The following is a 21,029-nucleotide window of genomic DNA, read 5'->3' on the forward strand; positions in this document are numbered from 1 at the left end:
CCAGTCTGCGGTTACTTCGGGTCGTCAAAGACGGCCAATCCAAGCCAATCTGCCACAAGGGCGGGTGTGTCCTGCCCGTCGATTTCGATGGTCAGTTCGGTGCGCCGCATCAGCTCGGTCGGTTTGCGCATGGTGACATCGCTCAGCGTAAACCGCCCGCGCAGCCGGTTGCCCGGACGCACCGGTGACAGGAACCGCAAGCGATCAAAGCCATAGTTGATCCCCATCACCTGTCCCGGCAGCATCGGGAAACAGTCATAGGCAAAGCGGCTGGCCAGACTGAGGGTCAGAAACCCGTGCGCGATGGTGCCGCCAAAGGGCGTTTCGTGTGCCGCACGATCAGGATCGATGTGAATCCACTGATCGTCCCGAGTCGTTTCGGCAAACTGGTCGATCATCTTCTGATCGACCGCGATCCAGTTTGACACGCCGACTTCCTGGCCGATCTGCGCGCTGAGCGCGGCGTGGGTCTCTGCAATGCTCATGTCGGGTCCGGGCCGACGCGCACCATCCGCTTGCCCCGGTTTTCGCCGTTCAGCAGACCGATCAGGGCTTGGGGCGCATTTTCAAGGCCCTCAACGACGTCTTCGGTCACCTTGATCTGACCAGCACGGACCCAGGCCTGCAAGGCGCGCATCGCCTTGGCATCGTCGCGGGCAAAGTCCATCACGATGAACCCTTCCATCCGCAACCGCTTGACCACCACGACGCCCGGCAGGTTGCGTGGCCCGGTGGGGGTGTCGGTGTCATACTGGCTGATCGCGCCGCAACACACGACACGGCCCCGTTCATTCATCAACCCCAGAACGGTTTCCAGCACTGTGCCACCCACATTGTCGAAATACACATCCACCCCGTCCGGGCAGGCGGCGCGCAGGGCCTTGAACATGCCCGTGCTGCGATAATCGATGCAGTCGTCAAAGCCCAATTCATCCCGCACAAAGGCACATTTTTCGGCCCCGCCCGCGATGCCGACAACGCGGCACCCCAGCGCCTTCCCGATCTGACCGACATATCCACCAACCGACCCCGCAGCGGCAGAGACAACGATGGTTTCACCCGCCAGCGGTTGCCCGACCTGCATAAGCCCATGAAAGGCGGTTTTGCCCGCGATGCCATAGACGCTCAGCAGGTGGGTCAACGGCTGCACAGGCGGCAGTTTCTGGACCTTGTGGGCCGGGCGGACCACATGGTCGGCCCACACCACTTCGGCGGCCACCACGTCCCCTTTGGACAGGCGGGGCGATGCGCTTTCAACCACTTCGCAGATCGCATAGGTCGGCATCGCATCCCCGGCCTGCACCGCCGCGCGGTAGGTGGCCCCCTTCATCCACGACCGGTTGGCGGCATCGATGCTCATCAGCACTGTGCGCAGCAACACCTCGCCCTGCGCCGGGGCGGGCATCGGTGCCTCGGTCAGTTCAAAGTGGTGCGGCCCCAGCGCGCCTTCGGGCACGGTGGTGAGGATGATCTGGCGGTTGGTCAATGGGATGCTCCGACGTATAGGGGGTATGGAAACAGAATACCGCCAACCCCGCTATGCGCCACCCCCCGGGGCGGCAGACCTGATCCTGATCCGACACGGAGAAAGCGCACCGGCCCGCGCCGATGTCAATTTCCCGATGAAGGACGGGCATGGCGATCCGGCCCTGCACCCGGCCGGCGAGATACAGGCCGTCGCCGTTGCCCAACGCCTGAAGAATGAAGCCTTTGCAGCGATTTACGCGACAAAGCTGACCCGGACGCACCAGACCGCAGCCCCCTTGGCTGCGCATCTTGGGATGGAGGTGCGCGAAAACCCGGACTTGCACGAGGTTCATCTGGGCGACTGGGACGGTGGTCTTTACCGGATCAAGGCGGCGACGGGCGATCCGGTCTATCAGCGCGTTGTGGCCGAACAGGATTGGTCCGCCATTCCGGGGGCCGAGTCGCGGGATGCGTTTTTCGGCCGGGTGCGGCGGGGCCTGTTGCAGATCGCCACCGACCACGCGGACGAAACAGTCGCAGTGTTTGTGCATGGCGGTGTGATCGGCGCCGCGCTTGCCATGGCAACGGGCTCAGAGCCCTTTGCCTTTCTTGGCGCGGCCAACGGATCGATCAGCCGTCTGGTGATCCAGGGCGAACGTATGGTGGTACGCGGTTTCAACGAAACCCGACACCTTGATCATCTTTAGGGCGCGTTCAGCACGACCTTGCCCAACAACTTGCGATCCGCGATGAGGGTCAGCGCCTGCGCGGCATCCTGCATCGCAAAGCTGGCCGAGATACGTGGTTTGATCAGACCTTCGTCATACATATCAAACAATTCACCCATATTCTTCACGTGGCTCGCAGGATCACGATAGATCGACGCGCCCCAGAACACCCCGACGATCTGGCAGGATTTGAGCAAGGTCAGGTTCAGCGGGATGGCCGGAATGCCTGCCGGGAACCCCACGACGAGGAACCGCCCGCCCCACGCCATCGACCGGATCACCGGTTCTGCGTAATCACCCCCCACGGCGTCATAGGCGACATCGACGCCGTTCGGACCCGCGGCCTTCTTGATCTCGCCCGACAGCGCCTTTTGTGCGTCCCGGTCCAGAGTGCGCGGGTAGATGATGGTGGCATCTGCGCCCAGGTCCTTGCAAAACGCCGCCTTGTCCTGCGAACTGACCGCAGCAATCACGCGCGCGCCTGAGGCCTTGCCAAGCTCAATCGCGGCAGCGCCCACACCGCCCGCCGCGCCAAGGATCAAAAGCGTCTCCCCTGATCGCAATTCTGCTCTGTTTTTCAAAGCGTAATGTGACGTTCCGTATGTGAATACGAAACAGGCGGCTTCATCGAACGGCATCGCCTCCGGCATTCTGAGGCAGGCGGCGGCAGGCACGCAGATCTGGGTCGCAAACCCGCCAAAGCCTGTCATGGCGATCACTCGGTCTCCGATGCTCAGCCCCTCAACCCCGTCACCCAGCGCGTCGACCACACCGGCCACTTCACCGCCCGGCGCAAAGGGGCGCGGCGGTTTCACCTGATAAAGGTCGCGGATGATCAGCGTGTCGGGGAAATTCACGCCCGCCGCTTTGACGGCAATCCGCACTTCACCCTTTTTCGGCTGCGGATCGGGCAGTTCGCTCCACTCCAGCGTCTCCGGACCGCCGGTGTCCTTGCTCAGCATCGCGTGCATATCGTGATCCTCCCCCCGTGACGTGACGGCAAGGGTGCACTACACCTGCCATAGCAGGCAACGTGACCAAGGCAGGCGCAACTGTAAAGCGGCACACTGCGCGACGTTGCGACATCGCAACTCAGGAAGGACTGAAGAATGGACCCGAACACGTTGTTTTCATTGACAGACAAGGTGGCGCTGGTCACCGGCGGCGCAACCGGCATCGGGCGGATGGCTGCCACCGGATTGATGATGGCGGGCGCGCGTGTGCTGATCGCCAGCCGCAAGGGCGATGCCTGCGCTGCGGTGGCAGACGAGCTTAACGCAATGGATGGTCCCGGCACGGTCGAGGGATTTGCCGGGGATGTCGGGTCTGAGGCCGGGATTGACGCGCTTGCCAAGGAGGTGCACGCCCGCACGGACATGCTGCACATCCTGATGAACAATTCCGGTGTTTCCTGGGGCGCGCCGCTGGGCCAGTTTCCCCACGCGGCCTGGGAAAAGGTGATGAACGTCAATGTCGCGGGCCTGTTTCACCTGACACAAGTGCTGTTGCCGACGCTGATCACGTCGGCGACGCCCGATGATCCGGCCCGCGTCGTCAATGTCGGCTCTGTCATGGGCGAAGCACCGCTGGGGGACGGGGCCTACAGCTATGCCGCGTCCAAGGCAGCGGTGCTGCACATGACCAAGATCATGGCCAAGGAGCTTGCCCCCCACCATATCACCGTCAATGCGCTGGCCCCGGGGCCCTTCGTCAGCAAGATGACGGCCTTTGCCACAGCCGATGAGGGCACCCGCGCCAAGGTGGGCGAGGACGTGCCACTGGGCCGCGTGGGCCGGGAAGAAGACATTGCAGGCTGCATGCAGTTCCTCTGCGGCATGGGCGGGTCGTACCTTACGGGCGCGGTGCTGCCGGTGTCAGGTGGCGTTCAGGTGATGAGCGGGCCAAACCTGTTCCGCGCCGCATTGGAAGGGTAGGGACGTGATCACCTTTCAGGATCGCGTTGCCATTGTCACCGGCGCCGGGGCGGGCCTTGGGCGCTGTCATGCTCTGGGTCTGGCACAGCGCGGGGCGCGGGTCGTTGTCAACGACGTCGGAGATGGCGGCATCGCTGTGGTCGAGGAAATCGAGGCTGCCGGCGGGCAGGCCATGGTACACGGCGCGGATGTGTCCAACGCCATCGAGGTCGCGGATATGGTGGCCCAGACCATGGAACGCTGGGGTCGTATCGACTGCCTTGTGAACAACGCAGGCATCCTGCGGGACAAGACATTTGCCAAGATGGACATGGAGGATTTTCGCCGCGTCATCGACGTGCACCTGATGGGCAGCGCCAATTGCTGCCACGCTGTCTGGCCGATCATGCGGGCGCAAGGCTATGGGCGGATCGTCCTGACGGCGTCCGGCTCCGGTCTTTACGGCAATTTCGGACAGGCCAATTACGGTGCAGCCAAGGCGGCGATGGTCGGGCTGATGAACGTCCTGCACCTCGAAGGCGCGCGGGACGATATCCGGATCAACACACTTGCACCCACAGCGGCCACGGCCATGACCGAAGGACTGTTGCCGGAGGCCGCCCTTGCTCTGCTCAAACCCGAAACGATCACGCCGGGTGTGCTGTTCCTCCTGAGCGAAGACGTACCCAGCCGCACCATCCTGTCAGCCGGGGCAGGCACTTTTGCCGTCACCCGTATCACCGAAACTCTGGGCGCATTGATCGAGGGCGACGTCACACCCGAAGAGGTCGCAGCCAATTGGGACACCATCACCGATGCAGCCGGTGCAGAAGCGCTCGAAAATGCCTTTGCCCAGACCCGCAAATACGCCTTACGCGCTGCCCGCGCCAAAGGGGTCGCCCTTGACTGGTAGACGCTGATCCCGCTTCATCTCGCCAGATAAACTCCGGGGTCCGGGGCAGCGCCCCGGCTCCTGATCACTGAACCAAAAAGGACACCACCAATATGCGCGACGCCGTCATCGTCTCTACCGCCCGCACGCCGATCGGCAAAGCCTATCGCGGGGCGTTCAATGCGACACCGCCGCAGACGCTGGCCGGGCACGCCATTGCCCATGCCGTAGACTGCGCGGGGCTGGACGGGGCCGAGGTTCAGGACGTTGTGCTGGGCGCGGCACTGCAGCAGGGCCATCAGGCCAGCAACATCGCGCGGCAGGCGGCGATCCGGGCGGGTCTGCCGGTCAGTGTGGCGGGCATGTCGCTCGACCGCCAATGCGCCAGCGGCATGATGGCCATCGCCGCCGCCAGCAAGCAGGTGATCCATGACGGCATGGATGTCGTGGTGGGCGGCGGTGTCGAATCCGTGTCGATGGTGCAAACACCCGAGATGCGCGCCCACGCCGATCCCTGGCTGAAAGCGCACAAGCCCGAGATTTACATGAGCATGCTGGAAACCGCCGAGACGGTTGCCGCACGCTATGGCGTGAGCCGCGAAACGCAGGATCGTTATGCAGTGCAGTCCCAGGAACGCACAGCCGCGGCGCAGGAGGCGGGGAGGTTTGATAACGAGATTGTGCCGCTGACCACGGTGATGAAATTACAGGATCGTGAGACGAAAGCGATCTCGGAACAGGAGGTGACGCTGGACAAGGACGAGGGCAACCGTCCGGGCACGACCTATGAGAACGTTGCGGGCCTCAAGCCCGTGTTCCGGGACGGCATTCACATCGAAGAAGGCGGGTTCATCACCGCAGGGAACGCATCGCAACTCAGCGATGGTGCCTCGGCGGCTGTGGTGATGGAGGCCACTTTGGCCGAGAAAAAGGGCCTTTCACCTTTGGGCCGCTGCATGGGGGTCTGGGCAGCTGGGTGCGAGCCGGACGAGATGGGCATCGGACCTGTCTTTGCGGTCCCGCCGTTGCTCGCTGCGCATGGGCTGTCGATGGACGATATCGGGCTTTGGGAATTGAACGAGGCTTTTGCGGTGCAGGTGATTTATTCCCGCGACACACTTGGCATTCCCGATGAGCTGTTGAACGTCAACGGCGGTGCGATTTCGATCGGACACCCTTATGGGATGTCGGGCGCGCGCATGGTTGGTCATGCGCTGATCGAGGGCAAGCGGCGCGGCGTGCGCTATGTCGTCTGCACGATGTGCGTGGGTGGCGGCATGGGCGCGGCCGGCCTGTTCGAGGTGCTGTGAGCGTGGCGTGCGCGGCACGTGTCGGAGCCTCCGGCGGAGATTTTTTTAAATCAGAGAAGGATGGACCGTGGCGCGAGACTTGACAGCTGAGAGGCAATTGCCCAAGGCCTTGCAGGGGCTGCGCATTCCGATGATCGCCGCACCCTTGTTCATCATTTCGGTGCCCGAACTGGTCATTGCGCAATGCAAGGCGGGCATTGTCGGCTCGTTTCCTGCGCTGAACGCGCGCGAAGGCGAGGGCGATCCGCCCTTGCTCGATGCATGGCTCACACAGATCAGCGAGGAACTGGACCGCCACAATCAGGCCAATCCGGACAGGCCCGCCGCACCCTTTGCGGTCAACCAGATCGTACATCGTTCGAACACGCGGCTGGAGCGTGATCTGGAGATTTGTGCCCGTCACAAGGTGCCGATCTGGATCACCAGTCTGGGCGCGCGCGTCGAGGTGAACGAGGCGGCCCATTCCTGCGGCGGCGTCGTGCTGCATGACATCATCAACAACACCTTCGCCAAAAAGGCGATTGCCAAGGGGGCGGACGGGCTGGTCGCTGTCGCCGCAGGGGCGGGTGGCCACGCGGGTCAGCAATCGCCTTTTGCACTGATGGCTGAAATCAGGGAATGGTTTGAGGGCCCTGTTGCCTTGTCCGGGGCCATCGCCACTGGTCAGGCCCTGTTGGCGGCACGCGCGATGGGGGCCGATTTCGGCTATGTCGGCTCGCCATTTATCGCAACGCAAGAGGCCAACGCGCAAAGCGACTACAAACAGATGATCGTCGAAAGCGGGGCCGAGGACATCATCTATTCATCGCTGTTTACCGGGGTCTGGGGCAACTACCTGCGCGGGTCCGTCGAAAACGCGGGCATGGACCCGGACAACCTGCCCGAGGCCGACAGCAGTTCCATGAACTTTTCCTCCGGCTCATCCAAGCCCAAGGCGTGGAAGACGATCTGGGGGTCGGGGCAGGGGATTGGCGCGATCAAATCCGTCGGCCCCGCCGGGGCTATCGTCGACCGCATGTCAGACGAATACGCCGCAGCGGGCGCGCGACTGGCGGGGGAGTTCGGAGGCGACGATGACTGAGACACAGACCCTCGATACCAAAGCCGTCGCCGCCTATCTGCGCGATCACTTGCCGGGTTTTGATGGCCCCATCACTGCGCAAAAGTTTGAAGGTGGCCAGTCCAACCCCACGTTTCTGCTGAAAACCGGCGCGGGCAACTATGTACTGCGCCGCAAACCACCGGGCCAGTTGCTGAAATCGGCCCATGCCGTGGACCGGGAGTTCCGCGTCCAGCGTGCCCTTTACGGCAGCGATGTGCCCGTCGCCCGGATGCATGTGCTGTGCGAAGACGCAAGCGTGATCGGCTCGGACTTTTACGTGATGGATCACGTCGCGGGGCGCAATTTCAATGAACCGCTGATGAAAGACGTTTCGGCGCAGGACCGCGCCGCCGTGATCGATGACATGAACCGGGTTCTGGCCGCCCTGCACACCGTCGACATCGACGCTGTTGGCCTGTCCGATTATGGGCCGCCGGGGCATTACCTTGAGCGGCAGGTGGCGCGCTGGTCCAAGCAGTACCGCGCCTCTGAAACCCAAAGCATCGCGGATATGGATACGCTGATGCAGCGCCTTGTCGACGAAATGCCCCCTGATGACGGGCAGCGCACTTTGGTGCATGGCGATTACCGCATCGACAACATGATCTTTGAGGCCGAAGGCACGCGCTGCCTTGCCGTGCTGGATTGGGAGTTGAGCACCATCGGTCACCCCTTTGCCGATCTTGCCTCGGTCATCATGCAGTGGCAATTGCCCCCGGAAACCAGGGGCGGGGGCTGATGGGGGTAGAGCGCGCACCGCTGGGCCTACCCTCGGATGCCGCGTTCATCGCTGCCTATTGTGAACGCCGTGGCCTGCCGCCGATCGACAATTTTGGTTACTACCTCGGCTTTTGCTTTTTCCGGATGGCGGCGATCATTCAGGGGGTGTTGCGCCGGGCGCTGGATGGCAACGCCTCCAACCCGGAACGGGCACGCCAGTTGGGCACCTTTGTGCCGGTCTTTGCCGCGAATGGCTTGAAAGCGCTGGATTAAATCATGGCGATGACGCTGGACAAAGACCGGTTGGAGCGGGTGCGCGGATGGGCGCAGCGCTATGTGGATGCGCGCACGTTTGCGGGCCTGTCGGTGCTGATCCTGCAGGACGGGGACGAGGTGTTCTTTGATGCGCGTGGGTTGCGCGATCTGGAAAGCGAAGCGCCGTTTGAGCGGGACACGGTTGTGCGTCTTTATTCGATGACGAAACCGATCACGTCGCTTGCGCTCATGACACTGGTGGAGGAGGGGCACCTGCATCTTGACGCTCCCCTGTCCCGGTTTTTGCCGGAGTTTGCAGCGCCCCAAGCGCTGATCCCGGGTGCCTCGCATCTTGATCAGGTCGCCCCTTGCGCAGTGCCGACACTGCATCAACTGCTGACGCATCGATCCGGCCTCAGTTATGCGTTCAACCCCGGTCTTGTGCCTGCCGAGATGGCTGCGCGTGATCTGACCTTCGCGCCGCGCGCGGGCACACTCGCTGAAGGGTGTCGTCGGCTGGCAGAGCTGCCGCTGGCCTTTGCGCCGGGTACGCGCTGGGAATATTCGGTCGGGATCGATGTGATCGGCCGCGTGATCGAGGTGGTCACCGGACAGTCACTGGCAGAAGTGTTTCAACAGCGCATTTTCGACCCCCTCGGGATGAGCGAGACCGGATTTGTCGTCGCCGAAAACCAGGCGGATCGGTTTGCGACCCTGTACACGCCGCTGCCCGGTGATGCGATGGACCTCAATGCCACGGCCACAGAGGGCGACAGTTTGCGCTTTGTCGACGGGCCATCAGGCTCGCCATTTCTTGACCCCACATGCCTCAGCGGCGGTGGTGGTTTGGTCGGAACCATCGACGACTACGCGCGCTTTGCCGAAGCCATGCGACGGGGCGGGCAGGGGATCGTGTCGCGCGCCACGGCGGCGTTTATGATGCGCAACCATCTGCCCGGCGACATCGCCGCGCTTGGCCCGTCGAGTTTCGCGGAACAACCGATGCGCGGCGTCGGGTTCGGGATCGGGGGTGCTGTTGTGCTCAATGCCGGTATCAGCGGCGTGCCGGGGTCGGTCGGGGACTTCAGTTGGGGCGGCATGGCCTCGACCTTCTTCTGGATTGATCCGGTGCATGACCTCACGACAGTGATGTTCACCCAGCTCAGCCCATCCTCGGCCACGCCCGCACGGGCCGAACTTAAGGCGCTGGTGCACGGCGCATTGATGTGACAGGCAGAACACGTGCCAACCCCGGAGTGAACCGATGACAGACGCCCATCAGACCCTGCTTGACCTGCTCAGCCTTGAAACGCTCGAAGTCGATCTGTTCCGCGGCACAGGGCAGGGGGGCGAGACATCAACGCGCATTTTTGGCGGGCAGGTGATCGGTCAGGCGCTGGCCGCGGCCTACGAAACGGTCGAGGATCGGCTGTGCCACAGCCTGCATGCCTATTTCATCCGACCCGGCGATCCCGAAATCCCGGTGATCTACCAGGTGGACCGCGCGCGCGACGGCGGTAGCTTTACCACCCGCCGGGTGGTCGCGATCCAGCATGGGCGGCAAATCCTGAACATGTCGGCTTCGTTCCACGTCGTGGAAGAAGGCTGGACGCATCAGCACCCTATGCCCGAGGTCGAGGGGCCAGATGGCCTCGCCGACCGGGACACACTGCGCGCTGCCGCCGTGGATAAAATCCCCGAACAATATCACGAAGAATTCCTGCGCCCGCGTCCTATCGACATCCGCGAGGTTGCCCCGCGCGACTTTTTCACGCCCGAACCCGCGGACGATGTGAACCACCTGTGGTTCCGCATGTCGGCGGCGCGCGGGATCAGCCCGGCCTTGCAGCACTGCCTGCTGGCCTACGCCTCTGACATGAATCTGCTTGGATCGTCGTTGCGCCCGCATGGACAGACGTGGTTCACCGGCAAGGTCATGTCGGCAAGCCTCGATCACGCGATCTGGTTTCACGGGCCTGCCAGTTTCTGCGACTGGCACCTTTACACGATGGACAGCCCATGGTCCGGCGGCGGGCGCGGCTTCAATCGCGGCATGATCTATGACCGCAACGGCACCCTGATCGCCTCTGTCGCGCAAGAAGGGTTGATCCGCCCGATCAGACCCAAGACGTGATCCACCTTCATCTCGCCAGTTAAACTCCGGGGTCCGGGGCAGAGCCCCGGTATTAAGGCCCTTTGCCGCCATAGACCCGGTTCAACTTGCGCATGCCCCCGATCCAGCGGTCATAATCGGCCGTTTTGTGGCGCATATAGTCCAGCACGCCGGGATGGGGCAGCACCAGAAAGGTCTCGGCCCGGATGGCCTCCACACAGGCCGCTGCGATCTCCTCGGGCTCCAGCATGCCGTCGATGGAGGCCACGCCATCCTCGAACCCGTCAGTCATCGCCGTGCGCACCGCTTGCGGGCACAGCACCGACACCTTGATCCCGTCATCGCCATGCGTCATCGCGAGCCACTCGGCCAAACCGACGGCGGCGTGTTTGGTCACCCCATAGGGGGCCGACCCGATCTGATTGAGCAGACCGGCAGCCGAGGCCGTGTTCAGCAGATAGCCACCACCGCGCGCGATCATGCGGGGCACGACGTGACGCGCAGCCCAGACATGGGCCATCACGTTGATGTCCCAGAGGCGCTGCCAGTCTTCATCCGCAGCCTCGGCACCGCCACCGGCGAAAACGCCGGCATTGGAGCAGAACAGATCAATGGGGCCCAGGGTGTCTTCCACCTCGGCGATCATGGCCGCGATTTCATCTTCGGATGACACATCAACTGTAAAGGCCAAGCCGTTGATTTCGCGTGCGACTGCCTTTGCGCCATCGCCATCACGATCCACGCAGGCAATGGCCTTGGCCCCTTGGGCCGCAAAGGCGTAAACAAGCGCGCGGCCGATCCCGTGCGCGGCACCTGTCACGACGATGATCTTGTCTGCGAGGTCCATGGCTCCTCCGGTTCTGTGCTGCTGCGAGTGTAGCCTCGCAATGTCCGCAATCAAAGGATACATCAGGCAGACATCTGGAATGGAGGGGACCACCGTGACGGACAAGGCCTACGACCCCGAACGCGATGGGGCCAAAATGCACTTCAAGGACGCGATGTCCTATGGCGACTACCTGTCGCTCGACGGACTGCTCGACAAACAGCACCCCATCAGTACCGCCCATGATGAATTGCTGTTCATCATCCAGCACCAGACCAGCGAATTGTGGATGAAACTGGCGATCCACGAGATGAACGCGGCCCGCAATGCGCTGGTGTCCGGCGACATGAGCCACATGTTCAAAATGCTGGCGCGGGTGGCCCGTATTTTCGAGCAACTCAACAGCGCATGGGACGTGCTGCGCACCATGACGCCGGCCGATTACACGACTTTTCGCGAGACGTTGGGGCCGTCTTCGGGCTTTCAATCGCATCAGTACCGGATGATCGAATACATGCTGGGCAATCGGAACCCGAACATGCTGAAACCTCATGCCCATGTGCCCGAACTCCATGCTGTGCTGGCTGGCGAGTTGGCGCGGCCCAGCCTTTATGACGAGGTGGTGCGCTATCTGTATGTCACCATCGACGGGCCGGGGGCAGGGGTGCCCGATCCTCAACTGGACACGCCGCACGCCCCCAATCCCGACATTCAGGCCAAGTGGAAACGGGTCTATGAAAACGTGGACACCTATTGGAAGCTGTACGAGCTTGGGGAAAAGCTGGTGGACCTTGAGGATTACTTTCGCCGCTGGCGCTTTAACCACGTGACCACCGTCGAACGCATCATCGGGTTCAAGCGCGGCACGGGCGGAACATCAGGCGTGTCCTACCTGCGCCGTATGCTCGACGTCGAGCTGTTTCCCGAGTTGTGGCATCTAAGAGGAGAGTTGTGAGCATGGGTGTAGCACTGCCGAGAAAAGAGATGTTCGATATCCCCGAGGGGGTCATCTACCTCGATGGGAATTCGCTGGGTGTGTTGCCAATAGGGGCCGCCGAACGCGCCACCGAGGTGATCCGCGACGAATGGGGCGGGCAGTTGATCAAGGCGTGGAACACTGCCGGTTGGATGGCTCTGCCCACGGAAGTGGGCGATAGAATTGCCGGGTTGATCGGTGCACCCGCCGGGTCCGTGGCCACGGGTGACACGCTGTCAATCAAGGTCTATCAGGCGCTGGCCGCCGCGTTGAAAATGCGTCCCAACCGCCGGGTGATCCTGTCGGACAATGGCAACTTTCCAAGCGATCTTTACATGGCCGAGGGGCTGATCAAGACCATCGACAAGGGCTATGCGCTGCGCACGCCCGCGCCCGAGGATGTGCTTGCCGAGATCACCGAAGAGGTCGCCGTGGTCATGCTGACGCAGGTCGATTACCGCACGGGCCGCATGCATGACATGGACGCGATCACGCGCGCCGCGCACGCCGCCGGGGCCGTGATGATCTGGGATCTGGCGCATAGTGCAGGGGCCGTGCCCGTGGACATCAGCGCCTGCAACGCTGAATTCGCGGTCGGATGCACCTACAAATACCTCAATGGCGGTCCCGGCGCGCCGGCCTTCATCTATGCGCGCCCCGACATCACACTTGACCTTGAACCGGCCTTGTCCGGCTGGCTGGGTCACGCCGCACCTTTCGCCATGGAGCAGGCGTACAGGCCCGCCATGTCCACGGAACGGTTGCGGGTTGGCACACCGTCCATCGTGCAGCTTTCGATCCTGCAAGAAGCATTGAAAGTGTGGGAAGGGGTGGACATGGCCGATCTGCGCGCCGCGTCGATCGCATTGTCCGAAACCTTCATCCACGAGGTCGAGGCACGCTGTCCGACACTGACGCTGGCCTCACCACGCGACGCAGCACGGCGCGGCTCGCAAGTGTCCTTTGCGTTCGAACACGGCTATCCCGCGATGCAGGCACTGATCGCGCGCGGTGTGATCGGCGATTTCCGCGCGCCCAACATCATGCGGTTCGGGTTCACGCCACTGTATCTGGACCAGGCAGAGATCGTGCGCGCAGCCGAGGTCATCGAAGACGTGATCAACAATGAGGTCTGGCGTGACCCGAAATATCACGCGCGCTCACGGGTGACCTGATGACAGGGGGCGAAGCGGATCTCGCATGTCGTTGGGTTTGGTGTGCGCAGTCCAGATGTGCATCTGAAAGTCTTATAATCCACATTATGTGAATTAAGTGATGATACGAATACCGCGATAGACGATTGAAAACAGACCCTTGCGCACCTTTTCTAATGTAACGCGTATCTGTTCCATGTTCACCCTAGTGCATACCCAGCACCGCGCACCGTGCGTACAGGATCGCTGCCGCCGTAATGTGTCAGTGCTTTGCGCAGCCGTCCGATATGGACGTCCACCGTGCGCGTGTCGACGTAGATGTCGCGCCCCCACACCCGGTCCAGCAGTTGTTCGCGGCTCCAGACCCGTCCCGGTTTTTCCATGAACGTGCTCAGCAGACGAAATTCCGTTGGACCCAGCTTTAACTCGTCCGGGCCGCGCGTCACCTTGTGGCTTTCACCGTCCAGCACGATGTCCTCGAATTCGACGCGCTGACCCACGGTCGAGGGTCGCACGCGACGCAACTGGCTGCGCACACGCGCCATCAACTCGATCACCGAATACGGCTTGACCACATAGTCATCAGCGCCGGTTTCCAACCCGCGGACCTTGTCGACTTCTTCGGTGCGTGCCGACAGCATGATCACCGGAATGCCGCGGGTTTCGGGCCTGATCTTGATCCGGCGGCACACTTCGATGCCCGACAGGTTCGGCATCATCCAGTCCAGCACGATGATGTCTGGCGCTTCTTCGTTGATCAGCAACAGCGCCTCTTCACCGTTTTCGGCGCGCGAGACGGCAAAACCTTCGGCTTCAAGGTTATAGGCCAGCACCTCGCGCTGTGCCGGTTCGTCTTCTACGACCAGAACGCGGGGCTGATCTGGTGACATTGTCAGGTACTCCTCAGGCTGGCAGCGACGTCTTGTCGGCCTTGTTGCGCGCCTCGTCCGGGATGGTTCCGGTCACAAGATACACAACCTGTTCGGCGATGGATGTGACGTGATCGCCCATGCGTTCGACGTTCTTGGCGATGAAATGCAGATGCATGCAGGCCGTGATGTTGCGCGGATCTTCCATCATGAAGGTCAGGAATTCGCGGAACAAGGCGTTGTACATCTGATCGACCTCGATGTCGCGGTCGATGACATCCTGCGCCAGTTCCGCGTCGCGTGATACATAGGCATCAAGCGCATCCTTCAGCATCCGCTCGACCTCTTTCGCCATGCGGCGCAGCGCGCTTGCACTGTCGTTCACGGGCGCCATCTGCGACAGAACGCTGGTGCGCTTGGCCAGGTTTTTCGCGTAGTCTCCAATACGTTCCAGGTTGGCGCTCACCTTGATCACGGACAGCACCAGACGCAGATCGATGGCCGTAGGCGCGCGCAATGCGATGACGCGGGCCGCCTCTTCGTTGATGGTCTCTTCGAGCGCGTCGATGGCCTTGTCAGCCTTGCGCACGGTTTCGGCGCGTTCCTCGTCGCGGGTTTCAAGGCTAATCGCGGCCTCAAGGATCGCGTTTTCCACCAGTCCGCCCATCTTCATGATCTGGGCCTGGATCGCTTCGAGATCGCGGTCAAAGGCCGATGCGATGTGTTGGTCTTGCATGTCTGCTCTCCTTAGCCGATCCGGCCGGTGATGTAGCTTTCGGTGCGGGGATCTTCGGGATTGGTGAAAATCGTCCCCGTCTCGCCGTATTCCACCAGATTGCCCAGATGGAAGAACGCGGTTTTCTGACTGACGCGCGCGGCCTGCTGCATGGAGTGCGTGACGATCACGACCGAGTAGTTCTTGCGCAACTCATCAATCAGTTCCTCGACCTGCGCGGTGGCAATCGGGTCAAGCGCAGAGCAGGGTTCGTCCATCAGCAGCACTTCGGGTTCGGTGGCCACGGCGCGTGCGATGCACAGGCGCTGTTGCTGGCCGCCGGACAGGCCGGTGCCGGGGGCGTTCAGGCGGTCCTTGACCTCATCCCAGATCGCACCGCGACGCAGGGATTTTTCAACGATATCATCGAGTTCCGCCTTGTTTCTCGCAAGCCCGTGTATGCGCGGACCGTAAGCGACGTTGTCATAGATCGATTTTGGAAACGGGTTGGGCTTTTGGAACACCATGCCGACCTTGGCGCGCAACTGCACCGGATCGACGCGCGGATCATAGATGTCCTGATCGTCGATCCGGATGTCCCCTTCGATGCGACACACATCAATTGTGTCGTTCATCCTGTTGATACAACGCAGGAAAGTGGACTTGCCACAGCCCGAGGGGCCGATGAACGCCGTCACGGTCTTGTCCTCGATGTCGACGCTCACGTCCTTGATGGCGTGGTTGGTGCCATAATAGACCTGTACGTCCCGGGCCGCGATCTTGACCTCTTTTGTGTCCACGTCTCTCTCCGCAATTCTCATGTCATTCATTGGTCGGCCCCCTACCAGCGGCGTTCAAAGCGGCGCCGCAGAATAACGGCGATGGCATTCATGGTGATCAGGAATAGCAGCAAAATGATGATGCCACCCCACGCTTTTTCATAAAATCCGGGATCGGCGCGGCTGGCCCATGTATAGATCTGTGCGGGCATGGCCGAGTTGGCGTCGGTGAAGCCTGACAGGAACCCTTCGGGATATTCGCGCGCCACAAATCCGACCATGCCGATCAGCAGCAACGGGGCGGTTTCGCCCAGTGCCTGCGCCAGTCCGATGATAGTGCCGGTGAGGATACCCGGCATCGCCAGCGGAAGCACGTGGTGGAACACCGACTGCATCTTGGACGCCCCTACCCCAAGTGCCGCATCCCGGATCGATGGTGGCACAGCTGCCAGCGAGGCGCGCGTCGAGATGATGATCGTCGGCAACGTCATAAGCGTCAGCACAAGCCCCCCGACCAGTGGTGCCGATTGGGGCAACCCCGCAAACTGGATAAAGACTGCAAGGCCGAGGATACCGAACACGATGGACGGCACTGCGGCGAGGTTGGAAATGTTCACTTCGATCAGGTCCGTCCAGCGGTTCTTGGGGGCGAATTCCTCAAGATAGATCGAGGCGGCGACCCCGATGGGCAGCGACAGGAACAGCACCACCAGCATCATGAAGAACGAGCCAATCACCGAGGCCCCGAGCCCCGCACCGCCGGGGTTGTCCACGCCCGAATCCGTGCCGGTGATGAAATTCCAGTTGAAAGCGCCGTGGATGATCCCCGCATCGTGCAGCGCATCCACAAGATCGAGGTCCGCAGTCATCAAAAAGCGGCTGTCCACGATGTTCTCGCGGGTGACACGGCCGTTGAAATACCCATCGACGCGGGATGAGGCCGCCAGTTCAAACGCGACAGGCGTGCCAACGCGATCCGGGTTTTCAAGGAAATAGCTGCGGATCGTGCCGCCGGGCTTGCCGACGATGCGTTCAATGGCCTTGCCGTCGAATTCAACCTCAAATCCGCGCTCTTCCAACTGGCTTTGCAGCGCGTTGACAAAGATGTTCTGGTACTCGCCGGTCTTGAGCATCTTGGACTCGGCGGTTTCGAACTGTTCCTGGGTCAGGGTGAATTCGATGTCCAGCACCGTCTGCGTGAAGGCGGGAATGCCCGAGCGCAGGATCGAGGCGAACAGGAACACGAGAAACAAGAGGCCAATACCGATGGCCGCCATGCCATAAAAACGGAACCGTTTTTCAGCGGCATTGCGTTTGCGGGTGCGCGCGTCGGTGGCGATCAGCCCGGATTTGGGGGCAGCGGCGGGGGTCATGCTTGCATCCGTCATCAGTCATACTGCTCCCGATATTTGCGCACGATGTAGAGGGCGAACACGTTCAATCCGAGCGTGAGCACGAAGAGCGTCATGCCAAGCGCGAAGGCAACCAGCGCCTCGGGCGAGGCAAAGTCCGCATCGCCTGTCAACTGGCTCACGATCTTGGCGGTGATGGTTGTCATCGCCTCGAACGGGTTCAGTGACAGGCGGGCGGCGGCCCCTGCCCCCAGCACTACGATCATCGTCTCGCCGATGGCACGGCTGGCGGCCAGCAGGATCGCGCCCACGATGCCCGGCAGGGCCGCTGGCAGGATCACCTGGCGGATGGTTTCGGACTGTGTGGCCCCAAGGCCGTATGATCCGTCGCGCATCGCCTGCGGCACTGCGTTGATGATGTCATCAGACAGCGAGGACACAAACGGGATCAGCATGATGCCCATCACAAGGCCTGCGGTCATCACCGCCGTTCCGCCTGACATCCAGCCCACCGTGTCCTTGCCGAACACCGACACCAGCAACGGGCCGACAGTCAGCAGGGCAAAGAGACCGTAGACGATTGTGGGGATCCCGGCGAGGATTTCGATAAGCGGTTTGGCCACACCACGCACCTTCGGACCTGCATATTCCGACAGGTAGATCGCCGAAAACAGCCCGATGGGCACGGCCACCAACAACGCGATGATCGAGATATAGAATGTGCCCCAAAGCAGCGGCAGCACCCCAAGGTCCGACGCCCCGCCCCGGCCCGAAAAACTGGGTGCCCAGTTGGTGCCAAAGAAGAAATCGGCCGCCGGATACAGCTTGAAGAACTCTATCGTGTTGAAAAGCAGTGCGAAAACGATGCCGATGGTGGTCAGGATCGCGACAGAGGCGGCCAGCATCAGGAGCGCCAGAATGCCGCGTTCCACCGTGTTGCGCGCCCTGAAATCGGCCGTCGAGCGGGAATAGGCGAACGCGATGCCGCCAAGGGTGATCAGCAGGGCCACGGCTGTCATCAGGTTGGCACCGGTTGTATTGAGCGCGCGGTAGCTTTGTGCGGCGCGCAGCACATCCGGGCCGACATCCGAGCCCAGGGCGACGCCGACGTCACCCAGAATGGCGCGGACATCCGTGTCGCCGGTGTCCAGCGCGCGCACCTGATCAAGGCTCATCGCGCCTTGTTCGATCGCTGTGTCGAGGCCGTCGGCGACGCGGCGCACATCGCTCATCACCAGGCCAAGCGAGCTGCCTTCGGACACGACGCTGTCCGGCAGCATTGCAAGCACCCGCGCGTTGACGAAATAGGGTTGGGCGAGCAGCCAGATCAGCAAGACACCCGCCGCCGGGACAACCGCCCACATGGCGACGTTGGAACCATAATAGCTGGGCAGCGAATGCAGGTTGCGCGCATCACCGCCCGCACTTGCCAGTGCCCGTCTGCGCCCAAGGACATACCCGGTGGCAGCCAGCGCCAGAATGATGAGAACGAGCCAGGTGAACGGCATATCGGCTCCGATGATGATCGTGAGGGTTGGCAGAGGCCCCAGCAGCGGGGCGTCGGTTCAGGGTGTGAGGATGGCGCATGGCGCCACCCCCGGTCGTGTCAGGCGCGGATCAGCTTCCGCCGCCCATGGTCGCTTCGGAGGCAACCGCTTCTTGTGTGGCAGACAGGTCAGGGTCCGCAACGAGGCCGTAGGCCGCCAGCGGTCCATCGGGGCCCGCCACTTCGTCCGCGACGAAGAAGGATGCGAATTCCTTGAGGCCGGGGATCACGCCGATATGCGCTTTCTTCACGTAGAAGAACAAGGGGCGCGACACGGGGTATTCGCCGGTCGAGATGGTCTCGGTCGAGGGTGCGATGCCGCCCATCGTGGCCACTTTCAGCTTGTCGGTATTGTTCTCGTAGAACGCCAGACCGAACACGCCGATGCCATTGGGGTTGGCGTCGATACGGGCGAGCGTTTCGGTGTAATCCCCGTCAATGTCGACCGACGCGCCATCCTGGCGGACGTCGATGCAGGCATCTTCGGCGTCATCTTCGGACATGCCCGCGGCCATCATCGCTTCCATGGCGCCGGTGGCTTCGCAGCCTTCCAGAAGCACCTTGTCTTCGAAGACTTCGCGTGTGCCGTGCTTGGTGCCGGGAATGAAGGCCACAATGTCAGAGGCAGGCAGGTCGCTGTTGAAATCTGCCCACTGCTGGTGCGGGTTGTCGACGATTTCGCCGTCGACCAGCACTTTGGACCCCAGCGCGTTGAAGATGTCTGCAGGTTCAAAGGCAGTGTAGGCCGGACCGTCGATCTGGCTTGCAAACACGATGCCGTCATAGCCGATGCGCACTTCGATGATGTCGGTCACGCCAGCGGCGGCACAGGCTGCGATCTCTTTTTCACGGATGGCACGTGAAGCGTTTGCGATGTCGATGGTGTTTTCGCCCACGCCCTCGCAAAAGCGCTTGAGGCCCGAAGACGATCCACCCGATTCGACAACCGGTGTCGGGAAGTCAAAGTTTTCACCAAAGGCTTCGGCGACAATCGACGCATAGGGCAGCACGGTGGACGATCCGGCGATTTGAACCTGATCGCGTGCCATGGCAGCGGTTGTTGCCATGGCGCTGATCGCCAAAGCCGACGTGGTGAGTTTCACAAAGGACATGAATGTCTCCTGTTTGATCAATATGACTGATCCCCCCCATGGGAATCTTGTGGCCCGTTTAAGGACCGGCCAATATGCTTTTGTGACAGTTGCGTAACAGTTTTATGACAGTCGGTTCGGGACGCTGCCGTTAGTCGGAATTTTCCTGAACCGGCAGGATGACCGTAAAGGTCGCGCCCTGCCCCAATACACTTTCCACGCGCAACCTGCCGCGATGACGGTTGATGATGTGTTTGACGATGGCTAGCCCCAGACCCGTCCCGCCAAGGGCGCGGCTGCGGTGATCGTCGGCGCGGTAAAACCGCTCGGTCAGGCGCGGTAGGTGGACCGGATCGATGCCGGGGCCATAGTCGATGATCTGCACCCGCGCTCCGGGTGCGCGCAAGGCTGGTTCGCGTGCACTGACCGTCAGGCGCAGCGTCACCCGCCCGCCGCTGCCGCCATATTTGATCGCGTTCTCGATAAGGTTGGTAAAGACCTGCTTGAGCTGATCTGCATCGCCGTTCATGGCCACGGGCTGATCGGGAAACTCAGTCTCAACCGTCACGCCTGCATCATCCGCCAACTGGCGCAAGGTGCGCAGGGTCGAGTGCAGCACATCATTCAGTGCCACCGTTTCGGTCGGGCGTACCCGCTCGTCACCCTCGACCCGGTTCAACGACATCAGGTCCCCGACAAGGCGGTTCATCCGCTCGGCCTCGTCCTGCATGATGTCAAGAAAGCGCGCCGCCGCCGCATGATCCGCACGTGCAGGGCCACGCAGGGTTTCGATAAAGCCCATGAGCGCTGTCAGCGGCGTGCGCAGCTCGTGGCTGACATTGGCCACGAAATCCCGGCGCATTTGCCCGGCCTGTTCCAGTTGTGTGATGTCCTCGAATGACAGGATCACAGCGCCTGCCTCGCCAAGGCCCAGACCCTGAACCGCGCGGCAACTGACCCGAAACGTGGTGTCCTGCGCCCCGTCATTGCTAAGATACCTTGTGGTGCGCGGTGCGCCGTCGCTCAGCGTGGCCTCGATTGCGTCGAGCAACGCAGGCTGGCGCAGCATGGTGACATAATTGCGTCCCCGCGCCTGCTGACCGATCAGCGTCAGCGCCTCGATGTTGGCGGCGATGATACGCTCGGCACCGTCAATGGCGAGGCTGGGCAGCGGGATGGCGGACAGCACGGCGTCAAGGATGTCATCGCCCATCTGCGCCC

Annotated in this window: 20 protein-coding genes and 1 pseudogene; 10 read left to right on the forward strand and 11 right to left on the reverse strand. The window is 62.1% G+C overall.

The genetic code is table 11. The features are described 5' to 3' along the window. Positions 1-11: 11 nt before the first annotated feature. Together ACERZ8_RS15270 and ACERZ8_RS15275 are read right to left on the reverse strand one after the other, a co-directional pair. Complete coding sequence (locus tag ACERZ8_RS15270; protein WP_407593011.1) at positions 12-485, reverse strand: MaoC family dehydratase; 474 nt, start codon at positions 483-485, stop codon at positions 12-14. Continuing rightward, positions 482-1,486: an NADP-dependent oxidoreductase gene (locus tag ACERZ8_RS15275; RefSeq protein ID WP_407593012.1), complete on the reverse strand. Its 1,005-nt coding sequence runs from the start codon at positions 1,484-1,486 to the stop codon at positions 482-484. The genes ACERZ8_RS15270 and ACERZ8_RS15275 overlap by 4 nt, the downstream gene beginning before the upstream one ends. 25 nt (positions 1,487-1,511) lie before the next feature. On the opposite strand from ACERZ8_RS15275, the gene ACERZ8_RS15280 reads away from it, so the two are divergent. Beyond that, positions 1,512-2,174, forward strand: a complete 663-nt coding sequence (locus tag ACERZ8_RS15280) for a histidine phosphatase family protein (protein WP_407593013.1) — start codon at positions 1,512-1,514, stop codon at positions 2,172-2,174. Here ACERZ8_RS15280 and ACERZ8_RS15285 read toward each other — a convergent pair. After that, positions 2,171-3,166 (reverse strand): NADPH:quinone oxidoreductase family protein, encoded by a 996-nt coding sequence (locus tag ACERZ8_RS15285; protein WP_407593014.1) that lies wholly within the window; start codon positions 3,164-3,166, stop codon positions 2,171-2,173. The two genes, ACERZ8_RS15280 and ACERZ8_RS15285, sit on opposite strands and share 4 nt — an antisense overlap. Positions 3,167-3,304: 138 nt before the next feature. On the opposite strand from ACERZ8_RS15285, the gene ACERZ8_RS15290 reads away from it, so the two are divergent. The 7 genes and pseudogenes from ACERZ8_RS15290 to ACERZ8_RS15320 all read left to right on the forward strand — a co-directional run bounded on the left by ACERZ8_RS15290 (position 3,305) and on the right by ACERZ8_RS15320 (position 10,521). Further along, entirely contained in the window at positions 3,305-4,129 is an 825-nt protein-coding gene (locus ACERZ8_RS15290) for an SDR family NAD(P)-dependent oxidoreductase (RefSeq protein ID WP_407593015.1), read from the forward strand. Positions 4,130-4,133: 4 nt separating this feature from the next. Continuing rightward, complete coding sequence (locus tag ACERZ8_RS15295) at positions 4,134-5,021, forward strand: SDR family NAD(P)-dependent oxidoreductase (RefSeq protein ID WP_407593016.1); 888 nt, start codon at positions 4,134-4,136, stop codon at positions 5,019-5,021. Positions 5,022-5,113: 92 nt separating this feature from the next. Next, complete coding sequence (locus ACERZ8_RS15300) at positions 5,114-6,310, forward strand: acetyl-CoA C-acyltransferase (protein ID WP_407593017.1); 1,197 nt, start codon at positions 5,114-5,116, stop codon at positions 6,308-6,310. Between the two features lie 130 nt (positions 6,311-6,440). Beyond that, positions 6,441-7,391 (forward strand): NAD(P)H-dependent flavin oxidoreductase, encoded by a 951-nt coding sequence (locus ACERZ8_RS15305; protein WP_407594286.1) that lies wholly within the window; start codon positions 6,441-6,443, stop codon positions 7,389-7,391. Continuing rightward, positions 7,384-8,405: pseudogene (locus ACERZ8_RS15310) on the forward strand (phosphotransferase family protein). The gene ACERZ8_RS15305 and the pseudogene ACERZ8_RS15310 overlap by 8 nt, the downstream one beginning before the upstream one ends. A 9-nt stretch (positions 8,406-8,414) precedes the next feature. Next, positions 8,415-9,617: a serine hydrolase domain-containing protein gene (locus ACERZ8_RS15315; protein ID WP_407594287.1), complete on the forward strand. Its 1,203-nt coding sequence runs from the start codon at positions 8,415-8,417 to the stop codon at positions 9,615-9,617. 34 nt (positions 9,618-9,651) lie between these two features. Further along, the gene (locus ACERZ8_RS15320; RefSeq protein ID WP_407593018.1) at positions 9,652-10,521 is read left to right on the forward strand and encodes an acyl-CoA thioesterase; all 870 of its coding nucleotides are present in this window, start codon (positions 9,652-9,654) and stop codon (positions 10,519-10,521) included. 52 nt (positions 10,522-10,573) lie between these two features. Here the strand turns inward: ACERZ8_RS15320 and ACERZ8_RS15325 are convergent, their stop codons facing one another. Beyond that, positions 10,574-11,347: an SDR family oxidoreductase gene (locus tag ACERZ8_RS15325; RefSeq protein ID WP_407593019.1), complete on the reverse strand. Its 774-nt coding sequence runs from the start codon at positions 11,345-11,347 to the stop codon at positions 10,574-10,576. 94 nt (positions 11,348-11,441) lie between these two features. Between ACERZ8_RS15325 and ACERZ8_RS15330 the strand changes: the two genes are divergently transcribed. After that, complete coding sequence (locus ACERZ8_RS15330) at positions 11,442-12,281, forward strand: tryptophan 2,3-dioxygenase (protein ID WP_407594288.1); 840 nt, start codon at positions 11,442-11,444, stop codon at positions 12,279-12,281. A 2-nt stretch (positions 12,282-12,283) separates the two neighbouring features. Next, positions 12,284-13,477, forward strand: a complete 1,194-nt coding sequence (gene kynU / locus ACERZ8_RS15335) for a kynureninase (protein WP_407593020.1) — start codon at positions 12,284-12,286, stop codon at positions 13,475-13,477. A 179-nt stretch (positions 13,478-13,656) separates the two neighbouring features. Here kynU and phoB read toward each other — a convergent pair whose 3' ends face one another. The 7 genes from phoB to ACERZ8_RS15370 all read right to left on the reverse strand — a co-directional run bounded on the left by phoB (position 13,657) and on the right by ACERZ8_RS15370 (position 21,021). Beyond that, a complete protein-coding gene (gene phoB / locus ACERZ8_RS15340) occupies positions 13,657-14,346 on the reverse strand; it encodes a phosphate regulon transcriptional regulator PhoB (RefSeq protein ID WP_407593021.1) in 690 nt (229 codons plus the stop codon). Between the two features lie 13 nt (positions 14,347-14,359). Continuing rightward, entirely contained in the window at positions 14,360-15,061 is a 702-nt protein-coding gene (gene phoU, locus ACERZ8_RS15345) for a phosphate signaling complex protein PhoU (protein ID WP_407593022.1), read from the reverse strand. Positions 15,062-15,072: 11 nt separating this feature from the next. After that, positions 15,073-15,870, reverse strand: a complete 798-nt coding sequence (gene pstB / locus ACERZ8_RS15350; RefSeq protein ID WP_407593023.1) for a phosphate ABC transporter ATP-binding protein PstB — start codon at positions 15,868-15,870, stop codon at positions 15,073-15,075. Between the two features lie 11 nt (positions 15,871-15,881). Then, positions 15,882-17,207 (reverse strand): phosphate ABC transporter permease PstA, encoded by a 1,326-nt coding sequence (gene pstA / locus ACERZ8_RS15355; RefSeq protein WP_407593024.1) that lies wholly within the window; start codon positions 17,205-17,207, stop codon positions 15,882-15,884. Then, positions 17,207-18,679 (reverse strand): phosphate ABC transporter permease subunit PstC, encoded by a 1,473-nt coding sequence (gene pstC, locus ACERZ8_RS15360; RefSeq protein ID WP_407593025.1) that lies wholly within the window; start codon positions 18,677-18,679, stop codon positions 17,207-17,209. Before pstC ends, pstA begins: the two co-directional genes overlap by 1 nt. A 109-nt stretch (positions 18,680-18,788) precedes the next feature. After that, positions 18,789-19,829 (reverse strand): substrate-binding domain-containing protein, encoded by a 1,041-nt coding sequence (locus ACERZ8_RS15365; RefSeq protein WP_407593026.1) that lies wholly within the window; start codon positions 19,827-19,829, stop codon positions 18,789-18,791. Positions 19,830-19,959: 130 nt separating this feature from the next. Further along, positions 19,960-21,021 carry a sensor histidine kinase gene (locus tag ACERZ8_RS15370; RefSeq protein ID WP_407593027.1) on the reverse strand — a complete coding sequence of 354 codons (1,062 nt, stop codon included), beginning with the start codon at positions 21,019-21,021 and terminating at the stop codon, positions 19,960-19,962. Positions 21,022-21,029 lie beyond the last annotated feature (8 nt).

The organism is Tateyamaria armeniaca (assembly GCF_045797845.1).
GTDB classification, from domain to species: Bacteria; Pseudomonadota; Alphaproteobacteria; order Rhodobacterales; family Rhodobacteraceae; genus Tateyamaria; species Tateyamaria armeniaca.

Excerpts from the sequence above, each read along its gene's own strand:
- phoB (WP_407593021.1), bottom strand. The coding sequence starts at position 14,346 with ATGTCACCAGATCAGCCCCGCGTTCTGGTCGTAGAAGACGAACCGGCA.
- ACERZ8_RS15370 (WP_407593027.1), bottom strand. The coding sequence starts at position 21,021 with ATGGGCGATGACATCCTTGACGCCGTGCTGTCCGCCATCCCGCTGCCC.
- pstB (WP_407593023.1), bottom strand. The coding sequence starts at position 15,870 with ATGAATGACATGAGAATTGCGGAGAGAGACGTGGACACAAAAGAGGTC.
- ACERZ8_RS15320 (WP_407593018.1), top strand. The coding sequence starts at position 9,652 with ATGACAGACGCCCATCAGACCCTGCTTGACCTGCTCAGCCTTGAAACG.
- ACERZ8_RS15290 (WP_407593015.1), top strand. The coding sequence starts at position 3,305 with ATGGACCCGAACACGTTGTTTTCATTGACAGACAAGGTGGCGCTGGTC.
- ACERZ8_RS15285 (WP_407593014.1), bottom strand. The coding sequence starts at position 3,166 with ATGCACGCGATGCTGAGCAAGGACACCGGCGGTCCGGAGACGCTGGAG.
- pstC (WP_407593025.1), bottom strand. The coding sequence starts at position 18,679 with ATGCCGTTCACCTGGCTCGTTCTCATCATTCTGGCGCTGGCTGCCACC.
- ACERZ8_RS15325 (WP_407593019.1), bottom strand. The coding sequence starts at position 11,347 with ATGGACCTCGCAGACAAGATCATCGTCGTGACAGGTGCCGCGCACGGG.
- phoU (WP_407593022.1), bottom strand. The coding sequence starts at position 15,061 with ATGCAAGACCAACACATCGCATCGGCCTTTGACCGCGATCTCGAAGCG.
- ACERZ8_RS15365 (WP_407593026.1), bottom strand. The coding sequence starts at position 19,829 with ATGTCCTTTGTGAAACTCACCACGTCGGCTTTGGCGATCAGCGCCATG.
- ACERZ8_RS15280 (WP_407593013.1), top strand. The coding sequence starts at position 1,512 with ATGGAAACAGAATACCGCCAACCCCGCTATGCGCCACCCCCCGGGGCG.
- pstA (WP_407593024.1), bottom strand. The coding sequence starts at position 17,207 with ATGACGGATGCAAGCATGACCCCCGCCGCTGCCCCCAAATCCGGGCTG.
- kynU (WP_407593020.1), top strand. The coding sequence starts at position 12,284 with ATGGGTGTAGCACTGCCGAGAAAAGAGATGTTCGATATCCCCGAGGGG.
- ACERZ8_RS15300 (WP_407593017.1), top strand. The coding sequence starts at position 5,114 with ATGCGCGACGCCGTCATCGTCTCTACCGCCCGCACGCCGATCGGCAAA.
- ACERZ8_RS15315 (WP_407594287.1), top strand. The coding sequence starts at position 8,415 with ATGACGCTGGACAAAGACCGGTTGGAGCGGGTGCGCGGATGGGCGCAG.
- ACERZ8_RS15305 (WP_407594286.1), top strand. The coding sequence starts at position 6,441 with ATGATCGCCGCACCCTTGTTCATCATTTCGGTGCCCGAACTGGTCATT.
- ACERZ8_RS15270 (WP_407593011.1), bottom strand. The coding sequence starts at position 485 with ATGAGCATTGCAGAGACCCACGCCGCGCTCAGCGCGCAGATCGGCCAG.